This is a genomic window from Rhodococcus sp. FH8 (assembly GCF_019266085.1).
In the GTDB taxonomy this organism is placed as follows: Bacteria; Actinomycetota; Actinomycetes; order Mycobacteriales; family Mycobacteriaceae; genus Rhodococcus_F; species Rhodococcus_F qingshengii.
The window spans coordinates 11,798-31,191 of the sequence record NZ_LPNQ01000076.1 but is presented as its reverse complement, the minus strand read 5'-3'; the positions used below and the strand labels follow the sequence as shown (position 1 = coordinate 31,191).

The following is a 19,394-nucleotide window of genomic DNA, read 5'->3' as shown; positions in this document are numbered from 1 at the left end:
GTCTCCCACCACAACACACCTAGTTCGCATCGACGATCGCCCCTGTCCCTGACTGCTTCACCCGAAAACCGATTCGCCCCAACGGCTCCGCCGCGTGCGGAAGCGCGTACGAGAACAACGTCGCAAAATCGCGCGAGTCCACGGGACCAGCCTGTGCCCGTTTCAACTGACGAGGAGCCGGATCGTTCGCCAATACCAGAATCAATGCACCGCGAGTCTTCCGATGAAGAGCACCCGCAAGCGGTCCACCGTTCTTCTTCGGGCTGCCCGCAATGTGCTCGATCGCATCGCGCTCACGGACGGCCGTACCGGTGAAACCTGTTCGGTAATCGCGTTCCTGACGCTTGCGATTGACGATCGGAAGTTTCTCGTGCCAACCCTTGATCTCGATCGGCTCCCGGGTCTTGGGGTACGGCAGCAGAACTGCAAAATCCTCGAGCAATCCGGATTCGATTGCGGTCGAAAGCGCTTCGCGGTGGGGACCGAAATCCCACCCGTTCGCCCACTCGAACTGGTCGACGGCCTCTAACACCACATGGGCAGGGACAATGCCGTATCGCGCAGTGAACGATCGCGAAACATCATCCTTGTCAACGAAATTGAAGGACCCTGTTTCGCCCAACGACTTCAATAATGGTGCAACCGCGTCGAAGTGCCGAGCGTTGATCGAACCGTCACCTCGCGGGGGCTGCATCGTGAAGCTGAAACTTTCACCGCCCATGCCTCGATAAACCAGATCGGCGTTGAACATCTTGTTTCGAGCCGTTGGCCTCAGCCACGGCAGCTGCTGAAACACCATCGGCGGCACATCGCGTGGAGTGACCCACGGTTCGCCCTTCTCGTTCACGCCGCTGAACCGAGTGAGCTCGTTCCGGAACTCCTGCTCGTCCCGAACGATCGCCTCGAACGCCTTGTACATGTCGTAGTCCGCGCCGGCGGGTCCGCCAACCGTGCGGCCGATGAACAGGCGCACCAAGTCTCGGTACCCGGGGCGGAATCCGAACCATCGTCCCATCTGCATCAATGTGTCAGCTTGGCCCGTTCGACGCGTGTAATAAGTGATGGTCAGGCCCTCGACCGTGAAGCCGCGACTCAGCTTCGTGCCGCCGACCAGAATCTTCCACACGCCGCGTTCCTGGAAATCGAGGGAATCCTGTTTGTAGTCCTTCTCGGCCGCACCGTTGACCACGATAACGGGGCTGGTTCCCTCGGAAATCTTGTCGTAGGCAGCGCCGATGAATTCCTCCAACTCGGCAAACGAACCAGGATTCTCCAGTTCACTGCCCCGAGCCGCACTCACCACCGCAAAGTCTTCGGCCCAGAGCTTGTCCAGCCGGGAAAGACTCTTGGCCTGGCTGTATCCGGCCGATTTCCACAAGGCCTTGAAGTCGTCGGCTACGGCGTCATGCTCGGCCTGCTTCACCGATTCGTGCACCAGCATCGTGTGGTGCCGATACGGCTTGGCGCCCTTCGATTCCCGGAATAGCTTGATCGCCCCGGTCAGGACAAACGAGTCGAGCGCTCGCAACTGCTCGGCTGAGCGATCCTCGTCGCACTCGGCCCGGAGATCCCGTACGTACGCTTTCTGGTTCGAATTGGCCGGAGTCTTGTCGTCGTCTTCGAGATCGTCGAGATCGTGGAAGTCCGCACCACCCATGTACGGGCCGGGCCGCTCGAGACTGACGATGAAGTCCGAAGGAAAGACGTTGACGCTGTCTTCCGGATCGACAAACACATTGGCAAAAGGTGTTGCGGTGTAACCGATGTACTGGGCACGCTCGAGTAGACCGAGGATCTCGGCAATCTGACCGTTGATCGCCGTCCGCTCGACCTGCTCGGTTTTCATCTTCTTCGGATCGATCGTGTTCACCGATGCCTGATCGGCTTCGTCGTCGATGATCAGGGCAGGAATCTGATCGAGTTCGGTCGGCACTTTCTTCAGATCGGCCACCAGCTTCTTGAGGCTGGAGACGTTCTTCTTCACGACCGCGATGCGAATATTGCTGGGGTACAGATTCTTCGGATCATTCAGCGGAAGGGAGTGATCCACGGTTTCGAAGTGCAGTGCGCTCAGGCCCGCGAGCAGGCTCTTGTAGTCAAAGGTCGAGGTGGTGAGTCGACGGATAGCCGGGATTTCATTGGTCTTGTTCGGATCGATTTCGTGTTCGAGAAAGTTCCCGTCCCGCCAGTCCTCGTCGTTGGCGTAGTCGTCGTCCACACCGGCACTGATGTTTTGACGACCGACCAATTCCATGTCGAGGCGTCGCTGAGTCTGGCTCCGGAGAATCTCGATCGTGCCGGTCAACACGATGACCAAGCGGTACCCAGCGTCGATCGCCTTGGCCACCACGCCGCTGAAATTCGCCGTCTTCCCGCTCTGGACGTAGCCGACCACCAAACCTTTGGACTGATACGGCTCGGGCCGCGTCGGATCCGCAAGCCGGTGCACAACCTCAGTGGTTGCAATGTCCAGCTTTCCGATTGTCGCCTCGTCCCAGTTCTTGTCGGCTAGACCTCGCTTGTAAGCGCGCCAATAGAAGTCGTGCTCGCGGCGGCGTTCGGAGGTGTACCAGGGGTCCCACGGCTGCTGAGCCGCAATGACAACGGGCCCACCTTCGCGAGGGAAGTGCGCATCCATCTCGGCGTGGGCGTCGACTGGCAATCCCAACAAGTCGTAGATCCGAGCCCGCCGTTCCGGACTTTGCGGAACAGTCGAGCCTACCCACGTCTCGACACTTTCCGCATCCCACTGCCGTAGACGCGAGGTGAGCGCCGTTCGTACACCGACAGCACTCTCATCGAGGAACACATCGATGATGTCCGCGATGGTCAGGCCATCCGGATAGCTCGCTCGCAGGCGCGCGTTGACCGGGTAGAGCACGTTCTCGGGCGGAAACCCGTCACCGAGTTCACGCGCAACCGCACGGAATACTTCATCACTCACTGCACTACCTGCTCCCGGTGCGCTGCCACTGCGGAAATCAACACTTCCTGCCACGCCTGCATCTTTTCCCTCTGACGAGCGCCGATTCTCGTTCCTTCGAACATCTCACTCACCAACAGGAAGACAAGCGTCTTGAGCACCGGAGCATCAGCCGGGTCGAGACTGCGACGTCCGAGCAGATCACGCCGAAAACGCGCATTGATCCACAAAGTCCGAGTCTTGAGGTCGACTTCGAAGAACTGATCACGCGCCAAGGCTCGCCAACCCACAGCAACAGGATCATCACCGACGCTAAATTCGAAGGCGTCGCTGAAGGAATCGAGCACGTCTTCCGGAAAGCCGGATGCCGGCTCGATGACGCTGATCGGCCGAGGTGCAGAACTTCGGGCTGCCCGCACGACGCGCTCGGCATCGGTCAGATACGAACGGAATCCACCGTTGCAATCCGTGAAGACGGCCCCGTCGACGGCAGCCGACGCAGTGGCGTCGAGCGTCACCCCCGATTTCTCGGGATTGATGGTGATGTGCTGCAGCAGAGAATCGTTCAGATCGACAGCAATTCGTGCCAATCCGTAGTCCGGTCGGCCCCGCACTATCGCGTTCCAGCCGCCGATCTGCAGGAGTCGATCGTGCCGATAGAAGTAGAGCCCCTGCTGGTCGCGGCCGGGGCCGCCGTGGATGCGAAATTCCGGTGCATTGCTCCGGGCGGGCCACAGGTGAGCTTCGGCGGTTACTGTGGCACCGGCGATCGACACGGTAAGTGTCCGAGGGTAGTTGGGGTCGCCGGTGCGCGGATACCGGAACGGGTCGATGGCACTGACTGTGCGCAGCGCGCCGGCGCGTCCCGCTTCGACGTCGAAGACATCCACAGTCAGAGCGATCCGGCCGGATTCGATGAGACGGTGAAATACGACGCCGAGGTGACTGCGCACGTCGTTGATGGTCTGTTCGAGCCAGCTGGTCTGCTCGTCCGCGTGCGCGGACATGAGAAATGTTGTGATGCCGCGCCATTCGACAACAGTTCCGGTGTCGAAGGGAAAGCGGGGCGTGACTGCGTCGAAGAATTCTTCGGCTTGCCGGTCCTCGATCACCGAAACTGACTGACGCCCCTGCACTGAGGCCGAGTCAATCTCGCGGCCCTGCGTCGGGTGCCCGGACTTTCGAGACCACACTCGGAGCAACCGAGCCTGACTCAACGACGCCGCCTTCATCCCTACACCGAAATGACCCAGGTCCCCGGCGGCATAGTCGCGTCGGCGGCCGTAGGTCATCGCGGAATCAATGGTGTCACTGTCCATGCCGGAGCCGTTGTCGATCACCATCATCGACACGATCCGTGTGCCGTCCTGAACGAACCTGATCAGCACGTGGGAGGCCTCGGCGTCGAGGCTGTTGTCGATCAGATCGGCGAGCGCTGTCGCGATGGTGTGGTGCAAGCCGATGGCGCCGGCGAGGGACTCGTCCGCAGCAAGGATCTTGGTGCCCACTATGCGGGTGTCCGCGACGTCAGTCATGGGATGCATCCTTACCCTCTACCTCGTCGATTTCGGATGCTTCGCCGCGCCTCCATGCCGCCTCCAGGAAGTCCAAAACCACGTCTTCACCACGATCTTCGTACGCGCGCAGTATCTTTCGTGGACGGTCTTCGCCGTCCAGACACACGGCTTCGGCGAGAATCCGCACCACATGTCTCTCGGCAGTTCGCAATGGCTCGCGATTGCCAACCTCTGCAAGTGCCTGACGTAGTGGGTCGATGTCAGAGTGAACGATCGCCGGTCGGACCACGCGGAAGGTTCCGTCTTGCCACAGCTCGAGCAACACGTCTTCGCCCTCCACAGCGGAGAGTTCACGCAGGAATCGGCGGATAGTGCCGAACGTCGGCTGCGCTCCGGTCCACCGAACTGCTTGAACGCCGAGGTGGCTCTCCAACTCGATGGTCTCACCGCGCACACAGCCGGCAGCGACTGCAACACCGGCGGGTACAGCAAATCCGGAGCCCCGCAGATGATCAGAGGTCACGGTCAGTCGATACCGCCACGTACTACCTGACCGGTACAGGCGGCGAGTCAACTCTGGCGTCTTCGCAGTGTTGCGTGTCCGCTTGCGCCGGACTATCCCGTCACCACCAATGTTGAACTCACTGGCTTCTTCAGCCTCTCCCGAAGAAACCGGTTCCTCCCCAACGGAATCCGCGCTTCCCCAGGCGTGCAGCCGCCACACTGCGCCGTCGAGCGCCACGCGATCGTCGGCCTCGAGCGCGCGCTCGATCGACCGCTCACTGCGATCGGACTTCAGCAAGTCCACTAGCTCGACGACGGACTTCGGCGATCCGACGGCTTCGAGCGCGCCGACTGCCAGATCGGAGATCCGACGCGCACGCGTCAGCGCAGACTCCGCCACAACGACAACGCCGCACCACGCAAGCCACTTCTCCAGTTCGCCGCGTGACATCGACACCACTTCGGCGACGTCGTCGAGTGCAACCACACCGTTCGGGGACTCAAAGTCCTCGAGCAAGGTCTGAGTCCGTTTCTTGGCCTCCGCGACGCCCGGAGCGGCAGCCCAACCGTCAGTCACCTCGAAGTAGTCGTCGAGACGGTCCAGAACCAACCACAGCGGAACTCCGTAACCAGGCACCTCCGCCGCGATGCTCGGATGCACGTCGAGCAGGCGATCAAGCGAAGCTACCGGCTGAATCTCGACGCGCAGGCTGGCAAGCAGGTTCCCCACGGCTGTCCCGAATCCGCACGCCGCGTTGAGTTTGGCTTTCACGTCGGCCTCGATCTGCCCGACCCGCCCCGAGCCCACTCCGAGCTTGGCTCCGATCGCTCCCCTACGCTGCGGCACTCGCGCCACGATCCGCTCACGCAACACCAACGACTCCCGCTCATCCAGCTGCGAGAAGAGATTGTCGATCTCGTCCATCGCGTCGGTACGGTCGGTGTCGGGCAAGTCGTTCGGCGTCAGAGCCGAGATCCGGGCGGCAACTTCCTGAATCGAGGCCGGAGATTCATCGTCGATCTCGACGGTGACGAGTGGTCTGCTGTCCTGGCCTCGGACCCGTCGCCACATTGCCAGCTGAGCGAGATCGTCGAGCAGCGCTGTGATCGCGGGTGGGGCAACTGCTTCCTCAGCGGTCTCGACGCGGGCGAGCGGAGTCGTCATGACCGCACAGACCAACAGGTTGAGCACTATGTCGTGCACCGTCTGTTCGCTCGTTCCGCGCACGCCGAAGATCTCAGCGGTCGTGTGCATCAGCAGTCCGCCGATTGCTTTGTCGGTGGTGAGCCGAGACAGTGCAGTCACTGCGCGAGTATCCAGACTCAACGCCTCCAGCGGGAGATCTTCACCAAGTAGCGGAAAGCTCGCTCTTAATACCGCTGCCGCGTGGTGAGCGATGTAGAGGGACGCCAGCTCGGAGAGAACCTTCTCGAGATCGACCTCGAGAACAGTGAACGACGGCGCTTCGCTGAACCACCAATCAGGTGACGGTGCCAGCGGCTCGAGCAGCGCAGCACGATCGGATACGTAGTCGTCCAGCCAAGGAAACAGATCGACCCACAGCGTCTGACTCAGCTCGTTCGCGGGAAGCGAGTTCACACCCAATGTCAACGCACTACTCCCACTCACGGATACCTTCATTGCGGTCAAAACCGACCGCGATGTCGGTAACAAGTTACTGCAGCTTGTGAGCGGTCGCAGCGCCGGACCCGCTTACCCGACAGTCAGACTTCTCCGCTCAGTCGACGGCGGTGAAACCCTTCGCCCGATCTTTGTCGGCCGAGGTCCACAGCGTCGTCGACAGTTCGGCCTTCACCAGCGGGATAACCTCTTCCGCAAATCGGCGCAGGGTGTCCTTCTGCTGCTCGAAGTCGAGCACGTGATTGACCGACACCGATTGGAAATCGTGGCCGTAACTCTCGTGATAATCGAGGATCTTCTCGGCGACTCGCTCAGACGACCCGACCAACGCCGGCCCGCGGTCGACGGCTTCCTCGATGGTCCGGAAGCTTGTCGACTTTCCGACAGCTTTGGGATCGTGCTTGCGTTTGTCGGCCTGCGCAACGGCGCCTTCGTAGATCGGACGGAACTCTTCGATGGCCTGTTCGGTCGTATCGGCGAGGAACAATCCACCCGAACCCGAGCCGACGTACGCCTTGGACGGGTCGTGCCCGTACGCCAGGTACTGCTCGCGGTAGTGGTCGATCAGCACTTTGTAGTTCTCACGAGGCTGGAAGGCGTTGGCGGTGACGATGGGGTCGCCCCACTTGGCCGCGAGTTCGACGGCCTGGAACGAGGTAGCCGATCCATGCCAGATACGGAACGGGCCGTCGTAGGGACGCGGTAGCGTCGTCGCGTCCTCGAGCGATGGTCGGTGAGTCCCCACCCACTTGACGTTTTCCTCGCTGATCAGCAGTTTGAGGAGTTCATAGTTCTCGGTGAGGTATTCGTACTGCTTGGCGATGTCCAGACCGAGGAGCGGGTATTGAAGGACCTCGTTGCCCTTGCCGATCACGATCTCGAGGCGTCCCCGGCTCAGCTGATCGATGGTTCCGAAATCTTCGGCGACTCGAATCGGGTCGAGTAGCGACAGAACGGTGACACCCGTCGAGAGCAGGATTCTGTCTGTGGCCTGCGCAATTGCCCCCAAAACGACGGTTGGCGCCGACGAAAGAACCGGCCCGGCGTGGCGCTCACCCACCGAGAACGAATCGATACCTAGTTCTTCGGCGAGAACCGCCAGTTCGACGACGCGGTTGAGCCGATCGGACGGGGCAACTTCCTCGCCGGTCACTGGATGGGGTGGGTTGAAAATGATGTCCAGAACCTGAAAACGCATGACCCGTCTTTCTCGATAACCGCACAGCGCGCCTGTCCCTCGGAGGCTAGTGCGCGACTCGTCGACGGATCCGCCATCCGAGGACGCCCCTGACACGACGAGATCACGAAAAACCCTATTCAACAACTACTTTCGAATCAATAGCACTATTCGGTCGATAAAACTCTCCCCGATCCGAAGTCGCCCGAAAACATGCCGAACTCCCGCCAGGCAGGACCTGTGTCACCAACCAAACGAGCGCACGGTAAACATGAAGTACTAAGAGTGCGTTCCCTTATCGTTAAGAGGTACTTGTTATGAACGGTGCGGCGGCCATCGGTGATGGCATATTTCAGATTCCTGTCCCGATCACGGACAACCCGCTCGGGCACACGCTCGTCTACGCCATGGAATCCCCCGGCGGACTGATCTTGGTCGACGCTGGTTGGGGCGACGACAACGGCTGGCAGGGCCTCAACGCCGGGCTCGCCGAGATCGGGCATTCGGTGACCGACATCGAAGGCGTCGTGGTCACGCACTTCCATCCGGACCACACCGGCCTGTGCGGACGGGTCCGCGAGGCGTCCGGCGCCTGGATCGCCATGCATGAGGACGACCACTACTTGTTCGATCAGATGGCCACTGCGCGTAACGAGGAGTGGATGGCGTACCAGCTCGACAACATGGAACGTGCCGGAGCGCCCGCAGCTGACCGTGATGCATTCCGACTGGCTGCCGCGGGTGAGTCTCCGGTGGGCCCCGAGTCCGCTCCCGACCGCCTTCTCGCGGACGACGAAATCATCGCGCTCACCGGCCGCGGCCTCCGCGTTGTCTACACCCCCGGCCACACGCCTGGTCACGTCTGCTTCTACCTCGACGACGCCGACGTCATGTTCACCGGCGACCACGTCCTGCAGAAGACGACACCCCACGTCGGCAACTTCGTGTACCCCCTCGACGAGCGTGATGCCCTCGCCGATTTCCTCGACTCGCTCGCACGGGTGCAGAACATGAACATCACCCGCGGTCTCGGCGCACACGGCATTCCGATCGACGACGTCGGAGGTCGCGCCGGCGAGCTGATCGAGCATCACCAGGAGCGACTCGATCACCTGCTGCAGGAGTTCGCCGACGACAAGCTCACGGTGTGGGACGTCGCGGCAAAGATGAAGTGGTACAAGCCGTGGGCCGAGATCTCCCCGATGGGAAAGACGATGGCGTTGTCCGAAGGTGCAGCTCACCTTCGCCATCTGGTTGCCCGAGAGCAGGTCTCTCAGGTTCCCGGCTCCGAGCCCGCGCTCTTCGCTCGCTCCATCTGAAAGATCAGGGCCGACAAGCACTCCGCTCGTCGGCCCTGATCTCTATTCCGCTTCGGCCTGATCGACTATTCGGGTCGACGCCGATCGCGGGACCACCACCACCGGAACCGGTGAGTACCGCACGATCTTCGCCGCCCGACTGCCGAGGAACACCCGCGCCAGTGGACCTGCCTTGCTCGAGCCGACTGTCAGAACGTCACCTCGGTCCCACTCGACGCCCTCGAGCGCCTCGGCCCAGTTACGACCATGGCTGATAACCGATTCCATGACGTCGGGTATTTCTGGCAGTGCACGCACGCGCTCGAAGGCAGCGTTGGTCTCGCGCTCGACTACCTCGGCCCACTCGGAGATGATCGGTGAATCCCCCTCGGTCCCGAGTGTGGTCGTGTACTGCGCGTTTGCGCGAACTGCAAACGCCGCCAGTCTGAGTCCGGCGTCGACACGCGCAGCCACGGTCGCGGCGGCGAGCACCAGATCGTCTTGATCGGGTGTGCCCGAGTATGCGGCGGTGACGCGGCGAACCACCTCACCGGGCTTGGTTCGAAATCCCCTCGGCGCCAGGGCGACCGGAACGTCGGAGCTGTGCAGCAAGCGGGAGGTGACACTGCCGAGAGCCACGTGACCGAACACCCCGGCCGTAGACGAATCCAGGACGATCATCTTGGCTTCGTGCTCGTGAACAAGATCGAGCAGGCCACTCGACGTCGACTGCGCCTCATGCACGACATAGGTCACGTCGACGTCCGAGGGCATGTCGGCCCGCGCTTTCGCCAGCGCCGCTTCGGCTTCGGCTCGCAATTGCTGGTGGTATTCGGCGTCGACACGCGCCATTCCGGGCAGTGGCGGCGAGGGAATCACCGCGCAGATCACCAACGGTTCACCGGACGAGCGTGCCAACAGCGTTGCCAGATGGACGGTTCCGGAACTGTCACCGTCGGGTGCGTATCCCGCGAGCAGCGTCATGACTCGGACTCCGATCCCAATTCGGCGCGGTTCTTCGCCCCGAGGCGCGAGTGCTTCATTCCGTAGGCGAAGTACCAGATGATCGCGACGGTCACCCAGATGAGGAACACGTAGATCGTGACGGTTCGGAGGTCCTTGATGATCCACAGGCAGCCCAGGATCGAGAGGATCGGTGTGACCGGATAGCCGGGAACTTTGAAGCTGCGCGGCAGGTCCGGGTCACTGCGCCGCAGGATGATGACCCCGATCGAGACCACAAGGAAGGCCACCAGGGTTCCGATACTGGTCATTTCGGCGAGGAAGTTGATGGGAATGAAACCGGCCAGAATGCTGATAACGACGCAGACGATGATGGTGTTGGGCACCGGCGTCAGAGTCCGCGGGTTCACCTTGTGGAAGATCGACGGAATCATGCCGTCGCGTGACATCGCGAACAGGATGCGGGTCTGACCGTAGATGACCACGAGCGTGACGCTGCAGATCGAGATCACCGCACCGGCGGCCAGAAGTGTTCCCGGCCAGGTAGATCCGGTCACCTGTTCGAGGATGGCGGACAGTCCGGCTTCCTGACCTTCGAACGATGCGGAATCCTGTGCACCGATCGCCACGGCGACAACGGCGATGTAGATCGCGGTGACGGACACGAGTGCAATGAGGATCGCGAGAGGGAGATTGCGACGAGGGTTCTTCACTTCTTCACCGGCGGTGGACACTGCGTCGAGGCCGATATAGGAGAAGAAGATGATTCCGGCGGCGGACATGACGCCGCTGAATCCGAACGGTGCGAAGTCGGCGAAGTGATTGCTGTTCCATCCGGCGATGCCGACCACGATGAAGAGCAGCAGAATCGCGAGTTTGATCGAGACCATGATGGCGTTGGCCTTGGCCGATTCACTGGCGCCGCGAATGAGCAGAATACCGCACAGGCACACCAGGATCACTGCGGGCAGATTGATGATGCCGCCCTGCTCCGGCGCTTGTGACAACGCGTCGGGAATCTGGAACCCGAAGAGGTTGCCCAGTAACTGGTTCAAGTATTGCGACCATCCGACGGACACCGCCGCGGCCGAGACTCCGTACTCGAGAAGCAGACACGCGCCGACGGCCATGGCCGGAAGCTCTCCGAGCGTCGCGTAAGCGTAGGAATACGACGAGCCCGACGCTGGGACAGCTCCGGCCAACTCCGCGTAACAGATCGCCGTGAGTCCCGCGACGATACCGGCAACAACGAAGGAGATGATCACTGCCGGACCGGCAACCGGGACCGCCTGCGAGAGGACGAAGAAAATACCGGTGCCGATCGTGGCGCCGATGCCGAACATGGACAACTGCGCCAAACCGATACTGCGGGTCAGCTCACCGCCGTTGGTATCTGCGCCGGTCTCCTGGTCTATCTGCAAAGCCGGCTTGCGCCGAAGTACGTGTTTGACGAGAGTAGCCATCGACGCTCCTCTAGAGTGCCTGGTAGGAAACTGTTGTATCCTCATACTGCACGTAAGTGTCCTGCGACACAACAGTCGGAGCAAAGTTGCCCAGCTCACGCCAACCGTCCGGTCTGGAATGCCCGGATCGTGAACCGCCTTCGGAGAAAACGGGGAGATCATGACCGGACCGACCATCACCGTCGACCTGCGTCGTATCGAACAGAATGCGCGCGTCCTCGTCGAAGCGTCCAATGCCAAGGGTATTGCGGTGGCGGGCGTCAGCAAATCTACATGTGGCTCCCCCAAGGTGGCGCGAGCAATGGTCCGCGGCGGCGTCGCACAGATCGCCGACTCCCGCCTGGACAACCTGGCCCGCATCCGCCGCGACGGCATCACCGTTCCCCTGATGCTGATCCGCGCACCGTCGTTGAACGAGATCGACGACACGATCCGCTACGCGGACATCAGCCTCAACTCGGAGTTGACGACGATTGTTGCTCTGGGCAGAGCAGCACGGGCGCGAGGAGTAATCCACGAGATCGTGCTGATGATCGACCTCGGAGATCTCCGCGAAGGGATCCTGCCGGCGGAGGCGTTGGATGTAGTCGCCGAAATCCTTCCCATCGAGGGCATCAGACTGATCGGAATCGGCGCGAATCTCGCGTGCGTCGGCGGCATCCAGCCAACCGTCGACAACCTGTCGAACCTGGTCTACCTTGCCGACGAAATCACGAAGCGGTTCTCGATCGAACTGCCGATCGTTTCCGGCGGCAATACGTTCTCTCTGCCACTCCTCGAGACCGGAACGATGCCCGAGGGGATCAACCATCTGCGTTTGGGTGCCAGCATCGTTCTGGCCGAATCACCGACTCCCCCAGGACTGTACGAACTGCTGAACAACGACGCCTTCACTCTCACCGCGGACATCATCGAGGCCAAGATCAAGCCGTCGCGGCCGTATGGAGTCTCAGGGGAAGACGCGTTCGGCCGACGCCCCGTCTTCGACAACGAGGACAAGCCGAGCCGACGCCTGATCTTGTCCATCGGCCGCGAAGACATCTCGCCGGAAGGCTTGACCCCGATAGATCCGCGCCTGAAAGTGATCAGCGCCAGCAGCGATCACCTCCTCGTCGACGCCGGAGAAACAGGTGACGAATACCGACTGGGTGGCACGGTCGACTTCACGATCGACTACGGCGCGCTCTTGATGGCAATGACATCGCCCTACGTCGAAAAGCGATACGTTCTGGGCACCGAACCGATCGATGCCAATGCGACCGTCGAATTGATCGACCTCGAAACTACCGGCCTGGCAAGCCATCTCCTCGATCACGGTCTACGTGAGGACATGTCCGGAATCGGTTTCGATTGCATTCAAGCAGAGAATGCCGCTGCGGATCTCACAACGCTGCCGCTGTGGCTCACTGCCGAAGCCTGGCAGAACACCAGAATTCCGATCGCCACCGAACCTGGAACCGATTTGGGTGCAATCATCTTCGCTTCACACGGTGACATCGAACAATTGCTGTCGTCGGCGGCGGATCTGCACGGCCCCAGTTTGGAGAACACCGTCCTGGTGGGCGTCAAGAACGCCACGGTCGATCACAAGCGCGCACTCGACGAGTACGGGGTATTGCTGGTGACGATCGACGAGATCGATCGCCATGGCATGGCGGCCTTGATGCCTCGCGTTCTCGCCGCGGCGGGCCAGGGTGTGAACGGCGTCCACGTCCACTTCGATCTGGACATCATCGACGGGCGTGTTCTCGGCGTCGACGACACGACACATCTGGGCGGCCTCACATTCCGAGAAGCGCACCTCGCCGCCGAATTCATCAGCGAGACCGGCCTGACGAGATCGATTTCGATCGGCAGCGTTGCGGGAGCGGATTCCGATCCTCTCGGCCGTCAGGCGACCTTCGTCGACGGACTGGTTGCATCGCTGCTCGGGCGCAAGGTGGTCAAAGCCTGACGTTGTCGGCAGCCCTTGCGAGAATCGTTCGATGATCACGCGGAGCTCCGGTCAGCACGTATTCATCGCACTCGGCACGCCGTGGCTCGATGCCGTGGTCGCGTTTCTCGAACCCCGTGCCCGTGTCGATCCCTGGATCATGCGCGGAAAGATGGCCATCGGCGACCTGCTGATCACTGTTCTCGACACCACTCCTCGCACGCTGCTCTGCATCGAGACCGTGGCTGCGCCCTTCGACGGCACGTCGCCGATGGAAGTCGATGAACGCCCGTACGAACTCCACGGTATGCCCACCGTTCCAGAACTCGAACAACGATGGTCCACCACGTTTCCCACGGATCCAGGGCCGGTCGACGACACACTGGCCGACCAAATTCTCACGGCCGGCCAGTCACACTATGCGCACTACTTCGGCGACATCGACACGCTGGATCCGACGTCCACAGCTGCCCACGCCCGAACGTTGATGAACGAGCGGGGCAACTGCACAGGTTGCAGCTCACCGATGCCGTTGCGAAAGTTCAACAGCAGCGATCGCCTTCACTTTCATTCCGCATCACGGATCTTCAGGCAGGCTGAACCTGGTGACGACTACCCAGCCGTCCTGTGCCGCAAGTGCACCGGAAGGATAGCCACGTCTGGGCACACCAACTTCATCGACTACATGCTGGCGAAGAATCCGTCGTGCCCACTCTGCGGTGCACACAGAACCGCTCAGTGTGCCCCGGGGATGCCGGTCCATCCGTTCGATCACCTACCGTGGCTCGCCGTAACTGGCTGCGTCGTGGGACCGGACACCCCGGAATGGACGTGCCGAGCGTGCAGTCACTCATGGGGACAGATGTTCCCGCCGGATCACCCGCAGCACGACTGATCAGTTCGCGGCGAAGCCGGGAAGCCGATCGATGTCCGCGATGATCGAATACTCCGCGGCGTCACCCTGAAGGATTCGACTCTGCTCGCCGTGGACGTCGACGGGGACGTCGCCGGCCAATGTAACTCGGTGCACACTGCGCGCCTGAGTCCCGTAGTCGGCGATACCGTAATGCTGAGTCGCCTGGTTGTCCCAGATCGCCAGGTCGCCGGCCGACCAGTTCCATCGAACAGTGTTTTCCAACTTGATGATTCGTGCCTGCAGGATCTGGTAAAGAGCGACCGACTCCGACGGCTTGAGCCCGACGAACTCCTTGAAGAAGTGACCGAGCAGGAGGGTCTTCTCCCCCGTCGCCGGATGGATACGCACCACCGGGTGTTCGGTCTCGTAGATCTCATGGGTGAATTCGGCGTAGTAGGCCTGGCGCTGCGCGTCTACCGGGTTCGCCTGATCGACAACCTCGGCATAGTCGTAGGCATTGGTGTGAACGGCCCGCAAATTCTCGACCAAGACCTTGAGTGAAGACGGCAGTTGGTCGTACGCGGCGGTGGTCGACGCCCACGTGGTCGCTCCGCCGTACTCGGGAATGGTCGTCGCTCGCAGAATCGAGGCTTTCGGAATGCGGTCGACAAACGTCACGTCCGTGTGCCAGCTGTTGGCGGCACGGTCGAGCACCAACAGCTTGTCGCCCCTGGATTTGACCGTCGGGTGCGGGGTGGTCTGGGTGCCGAGGGTTCCGGCGAATTCGTACTGCGACGTGTCGTCGAGATGATGCTGCCCACGGAAGAACACAACCTTGTGCGCTGCCAGCGCATAGTTGATCGCGTAAGCGGTCTCTTCGGACAAGTCCCCGGAGAGATGGACGCCGTCGATGCGGGCGCCGATCAGCTCGCCTACTTTGTGGACGGTGATTCCGCCGGCAGCGTAGATCTGCTCCGGGGTCTGGGTGACACGTTCGAGTTCGGTGACGGACATGGCGATCTCCTGTGAGTCGGTCAAGCCTACGGGCGCGGCAGTCGTCATGGCGCCGCCTACTGTGAACACTCAATCATTTACGCTGCGGGCTCGAATACGGTTGAACTCGAGGTGATCTCAAAGTTCACCGCTCCCTCGTCGGAGAATACTGCCGCTCACTGGGACGAGGCCGTCGTCGTTGTCGTCATGAGCTGTAGCGTGCGATCTGCCGCACCCACGTCTACGGAGGACAGCATGCAACCCGAGGGCCCTGCCGAACAGATTCGTTCAACGCTCGCTCGCATCGCGCATCTTGCCGACACCGGCTCGGTCGAGGATTACGTGGAGCAGTTCACCCGCGAGGCCGAATGGAACATGCCCGCCAATCCCGATCGCGGTATCCCCGCACAGGTACGACGTGGCCGCGAAGAAATTGCTGCTGGAGTAGTCGAGCGTCGAGCCGCCGGCATACAAGGCCCGGGCACATTCACACGCCACGTCACCACGGCGATCGCCGTGGACGTGACCTCGGAAACGACAGCCCGCGCGGATGCGGTGTGGACGTTCTACGTCGACACGACCACAACCCCCAAGCTCAGCGGCGTCGGGAGCTACGCGGACGAGTTCGAACTCGAAGATGGGCGGTGGCGACTCTCGCGACGGGTGATTTCGCGCGGCTGACGCTCAGTCTTCTTCGCCGGTGATCGCCTCACACCAGTCTTCGACCTGATCGATCCCCTCTTCCGTCCATTCCGGGCTCATATCTTCGAGTGCATCGAAGACAACCTCGCAGGTCAGCATCTCCGGTGAACCCTCCGACCCCGCTGCCTCGGTTCGCTCCGCAGACGCCGTCGCAACTGGGCCGGCGGCCAGCGCAACCGCCATCGCGCCTGTTCCGACCATCGCTTTCACACGCATCGGTTCTCCTCCTTCACTCTCGCTTCGGTCCTCGGGGTACCCGACTCGCCCCGCGCTACCCATCCCCGTCACTCATGTCCGACTTTCGGCGCCGACGGCATAGACTGAGCTCGTCGCCACCACGCTCTCGCAGCGTCGGGGGCGACAGATACACAGCTGGATCAGAATCGGAAGGCATCCCATTACAGAATCTCCCGCTCCGCACGACATCTACTTCGTACCTCCGGAGCAGGACAGCCCCAATCCTGTGGAGCCGGCGTCGGCCGCGTCACGCGCACGGATGGGCGAGCTACCCGAGACCGTCCGATTCAAGAATCGTTTTGCCCTCGCGATCACGACCACCACGCCGCTCGAAGCGATGGTCGAAGATCTCCTCTTCATCCGCGACATCCTCGACGCCGCAGGAATCGAGTATCTACTCGTCCGCGGAAACGACGAGCGCCCGGTCATCGCGGTCAGCTGGACGGAACGCAAGAACCTGCGGCAGGCACTTGTCGAGGGATGCGCAAACGCACCCTTCTATTCCAAAACCGTCGACGCGAAGAAGAGTCCAGCGCTCCTTGTCGCGGACGGTGCCCTGTCGAAAACCAACAAGTCACGGATCTTCCGCTTGTTCCGTCCGAGGGTTCACGTCGCAAGCGGTATGAACTACGGCGCGAACATCGGCGTTCAGATCGAATTGTGGTCGATTTCCGACGAAGAAATCGTCCTACCCGTCGAGAACTCACTGACACGACGAACCGTCCTCCCCGAAGAAGCTGTCCGAGGAACCGTCGAGCGATTCGGCCGGATCTGGCCGACCATCGAGAACATGTTCGCCGATCATGCCTCCGATATCAGCTTCGATATCGATCTTGTCTTTTCCTGGGTCGACGGTTCTTCCAAAGAGTTTCAGGCTCAGCGCGCCAAGCGCATGCAGAACTACATCGTCGGCGAGGGCGACGAATCAGAAGCGCGCTTCCGTCAGATCGACGAGCTCAAATACGCACTTAGATCTATCCACATGTACGCGCCGTGGATCCGGCGGATCTTCGTCGCAACCGATTCCGATCGTCCGGACTGGCTTGCCGACGATCCGCGAGTCACGTTCATGCCCAGCGAAAAGTTCTTCGCCGATCCAAGTGTGTTGCCCACCCACAATTCTCAAGCTGTCGAGTGCCAGCTGCACCATATTCCGGGTCTGGCAGAGCATTTCCTCTACTCCAATGACGACATGTTCTTCGGTCGCCCCGTCGGCCCTGACATGTTCTTCTCCCCCGGTGGGATCAGCATGTTCATCGAGGCCGACACCAGAATCGGATTGGGACACAACGACAACGACCGCAGCGGGTTCGAGAATGCGGCCCGCGTCAACCGCCGTCTGCTGCAGGACCGCTTCGGTCTGATGACCACCAGACATCTGGAGCACGCAGCGACGCCACTACGCAAGAGCGTGATGGCCGAGATGGAACGCGAGTTCGCCGAAGACTTCGCGGCCACTGCAGCAAGCACCTTCCGCGCGAGTTCCAATATCTCGGTGACCAATTCGCTGTACCACTACTACACGCTCATGAGTGGACGGTCGGTGGTGCAGAAGTCCGCCGCCGTCAAATACGTCGACACGACGGTCAAGGCCGGTTTGCGCGACATGGACTCACTGCTCGCCAAGCGCTCCATGGACTTCTTCTGCCTCAACGACGGCAGCGCTCCGGAGATCGATCTGGAACTTCGGACACGCAAGATCACTGAGTTCCTGGAGAGCTACTACCCCATCCCGGCGCCCTGGGAAGCCTAGACGAAACAAGGGCCCAGCCGATTTCGGCTGGGCCCTTGCTACTTCGGTCGATCAGCGTGCTGTCACATGCTCCCGTTGCACCGGAATGGGCAGACCGAGATTGTCACGCAACGTCGTTCCTTCGTAGTCACTGCGGAGAACACCTCGATCCTGCAGCAGCGGCACCACGTCGTCGACGAACTCGTCGAGGCCGGTCGGCACAAGGTGCGACCCGAGGATGAACCCATCCGAACCGTCGTTGCTGACAAACGAATCTATTTTCTCGGCAACCTGCTGCGGTGTACCGACGATCGGTCCACGCTCGAACTGATCGATCACCACTTCGCGCAGATTCAACTTCTTGCTCTCCGCTACCGCGCGCAGTTTTGCGACGGTCGCGAAACGATCTTGGTGAATGAAGGCGCGGCCCTGGATGATCGGCGGAGCCTCGGGATCCGGAGCGATATCGGGTAGTGGTCCTTCGGGGTCGTACTTCGACAGATCGAGATTCCAGATCTGTTCGAGCAGAACCAAAGCGGTCTGGCCGGTGACCTGCTGGTCGCGAATCTCTCGGTACTTCTCGATCGCATCTGCCTCCGAGGTGCCGAGAACAAAACTCGCCGACGGCAGGATCTTGATGTCACCCGGGTCACGTCCGGCCGCAACGGCACGTGCTTTGATATCGCGATAGAAATCGGCCGCCTCGGGCAACTGACCGTACGGTGAGAAGATCGCGTCGGCATTGCCGGCAGCAAAATCGCGCCCCTGCGGCGACACCCCGGCCTGCAGAATAACCGGGCGCCCTTGCGGGCTACGCGGCACTGTGAATCGGCCGTTCACGTCGAAATGCGATCCATGAAAAGCGAATTCACCGGCATCCGGTCGCGCGAGAAAGCGCCCTGATGCCTTGTCGGCCACGATGTCGTCGCTTCGCCACGAATCCCAGAGTTCACGCACCAGCGCTACGGTCTCCTCCGCACGCTCGTATCGTTGCGCGCGGTCGAGGTATCCGCCGCGGCGAAAGTTCTGGCCGGTGAATGCGTCGAACGAGGTGACGACGTTCCAGGCGGCACGTCCTCCGGACAACTGATCGAGCGTCGCGAATTGGCGGGCCAGTTCATACGGCTCGTTGAACGTGGCATTGATAGTGCCGGCCAATCCGAGGTGTTCGGTTACCGCCGCCAACGATGCAAGGACCGTGAAGGTGTCCGGCCTACCGATGATGTCCTGATCGAAAATCTGTCCTGCACGCTCACGAAGGGCAAGGCCTTCGGCGAGGAAGAAGAAGTCGAACTTCCCACGCTCGGCGGTTCGAGCGGTGTGTTCGAAGGAATCGAACTCGATCTGGCTGCCCGCCTGCGGATCCCACCATGCAGTGTGATGGTTGACGCCGCCGAGGTAGGCACCCAGGATGACCTGCTTACGCTTCTGAGAACTCATGAAAATGTATTCCT

The 19,394-nt window shown here is 61.3% G+C and carries 14 protein-coding genes; 5 read left to right on the top strand and 9 right to left on the bottom strand.

Annotation, left to right across the window (positions count from 1 at the left end; translation table 11 throughout):
• Positions 1–19 precede the first annotated feature (19 nt).
• From ATN38_RS21090 to ATN38_RS21075, 4 genes are all read right to left on the bottom strand, one after another.
• Positions 20–2,944, bottom strand: a complete 2,925-nt coding sequence (locus tag ATN38_RS21090; RefSeq protein ID WP_042447947.1) for a Z1 domain-containing protein — start codon at positions 2,942–2,944, stop codon at positions 20–22.
• The gene (locus tag ATN38_RS21085; protein ID WP_042447950.1) at positions 2,941–4,458 is read right to left on the bottom strand and encodes an ATP-binding protein; all 1,518 of its coding nucleotides are present in this window, start codon (positions 4,456–4,458) and stop codon (positions 2,941–2,943) included. The genes ATN38_RS21090 and ATN38_RS21085 overlap by 4 nt, the downstream gene beginning before the upstream one ends.
• Positions 4,451–6,574 (bottom strand): hypothetical protein, encoded by a 2,124-nt coding sequence (locus ATN38_RS21080; RefSeq protein WP_308256420.1) that lies wholly within the window; start codon positions 6,572–6,574, stop codon positions 4,451–4,453. The genes ATN38_RS21085 and ATN38_RS21080 overlap by 8 nt, the downstream gene beginning before the upstream one ends.
• Before the next feature lie 109 nt (positions 6,575–6,683).
• The gene (locus ATN38_RS21075) at positions 6,684–7,784 is read right to left on the bottom strand and encodes an LLM class flavin-dependent oxidoreductase (protein ID WP_218680133.1); all 1,101 of its coding nucleotides are present in this window, start codon (positions 7,782–7,784) and stop codon (positions 6,684–6,686) included.
• A 296-nt stretch (positions 7,785–8,080) separates the two neighbouring features.
• Here ATN38_RS21075 and ATN38_RS21070 point away from each other — a divergent pair, with 296 nt between their 5' ends.
• On the top strand, positions 8,081–9,082 hold the full coding sequence (locus tag ATN38_RS21070; protein ID WP_029255764.1) for an MBL fold metallo-hydrolase: 1,002 nt from the start codon (positions 8,081–8,083) through the stop codon (positions 9,080–9,082).
• Between the two features lie 42 nt (positions 9,083–9,124).
• Here ATN38_RS21070 and ATN38_RS21065 read toward each other — a convergent pair whose 3' ends face one another.
• Together ATN38_RS21065 and ATN38_RS21060 are read right to left on the bottom strand one after the other, a co-directional pair.
• Positions 9,125–10,045 carry a universal stress protein gene (locus tag ATN38_RS21065; protein WP_054187304.1) on the bottom strand — a complete coding sequence of 307 codons (921 nt, stop codon included), beginning with the start codon at positions 10,043–10,045 and terminating at the stop codon, positions 9,125–9,127.
• Positions 10,042–11,487, bottom strand: a complete 1,446-nt coding sequence (locus ATN38_RS21060; RefSeq protein WP_054187303.1) for an amino acid permease — start codon at positions 11,485–11,487, stop codon at positions 10,042–10,044. The genes ATN38_RS21065 and ATN38_RS21060 overlap by 4 nt, the downstream gene beginning before the upstream one ends.
• A gap of 160 nt (positions 11,488–11,647) precedes the next feature.
• Between ATN38_RS21060 and ATN38_RS21055 the strand changes: the two genes are divergently transcribed.
• Positions 11,648–13,441, top strand: coding sequence for an alanine racemase (locus ATN38_RS21055; protein ID WP_118603708.1), 1,794 nt, complete (start codon positions 11,648–11,650; stop codon positions 13,439–13,441).
• Between the two features lie 31 nt (positions 13,442–13,472).
• Positions 13,473–14,315 (top strand): hypothetical protein, encoded by an 843-nt coding sequence (locus ATN38_RS21050; protein WP_218748591.1) that lies wholly within the window; start codon positions 13,473–13,475, stop codon positions 14,313–14,315.
• On the opposite strand, the gene ATN38_RS21045 is transcribed toward ATN38_RS21050, so the two are convergent.
• Entirely contained in the window at positions 14,316–15,290 is a 975-nt protein-coding gene (locus tag ATN38_RS21045) for a TauD/TfdA family dioxygenase (RefSeq protein WP_118603793.1), read from the bottom strand. It abuts the gene before it with no gap.
• Positions 15,291–15,401: 111 nt separating this feature from the next.
• Here ATN38_RS21045 and ATN38_RS21040 point away from each other — a divergent pair, with 111 nt between their 5' ends.
• Positions 15,402–15,950, top strand: a complete 549-nt coding sequence (locus ATN38_RS21040; RefSeq protein WP_238592678.1) for a nuclear transport factor 2 family protein — start codon at positions 15,402–15,404, stop codon at positions 15,948–15,950.
• A 3-nt stretch (positions 15,951–15,953) separates the two neighbouring features.
• On the opposite strand, the gene ATN38_RS21035 is transcribed toward ATN38_RS21040, so the two are convergent.
• Entirely contained in the window at positions 15,954–16,187 is a 234-nt protein-coding gene (locus ATN38_RS21035; RefSeq protein WP_007729258.1) for a hypothetical protein, read from the bottom strand.
• Positions 16,188–16,467: 280 nt separating this feature from the next.
• Between ATN38_RS21035 and ATN38_RS21030 the strand changes: the two genes are divergently transcribed.
• On the top strand, positions 16,468–17,961 hold the full coding sequence (locus ATN38_RS21030; protein ID WP_020970156.1) for a stealth family protein: 1,494 nt from the start codon (positions 16,468–16,470) through the stop codon (positions 17,959–17,961).
• A 51-nt stretch (positions 17,962–18,012) separates the two neighbouring features.
• On the opposite strand, the gene ATN38_RS21025 is transcribed toward ATN38_RS21030, so the two are convergent.
• Complete coding sequence (locus tag ATN38_RS21025; RefSeq protein WP_007729254.1) at positions 18,013–19,380, bottom strand: NtaA/DmoA family FMN-dependent monooxygenase; 1,368 nt, start codon at positions 19,378–19,380, stop codon at positions 18,013–18,015.
• Positions 19,381–19,394: the final 14 nt, after the last annotated feature.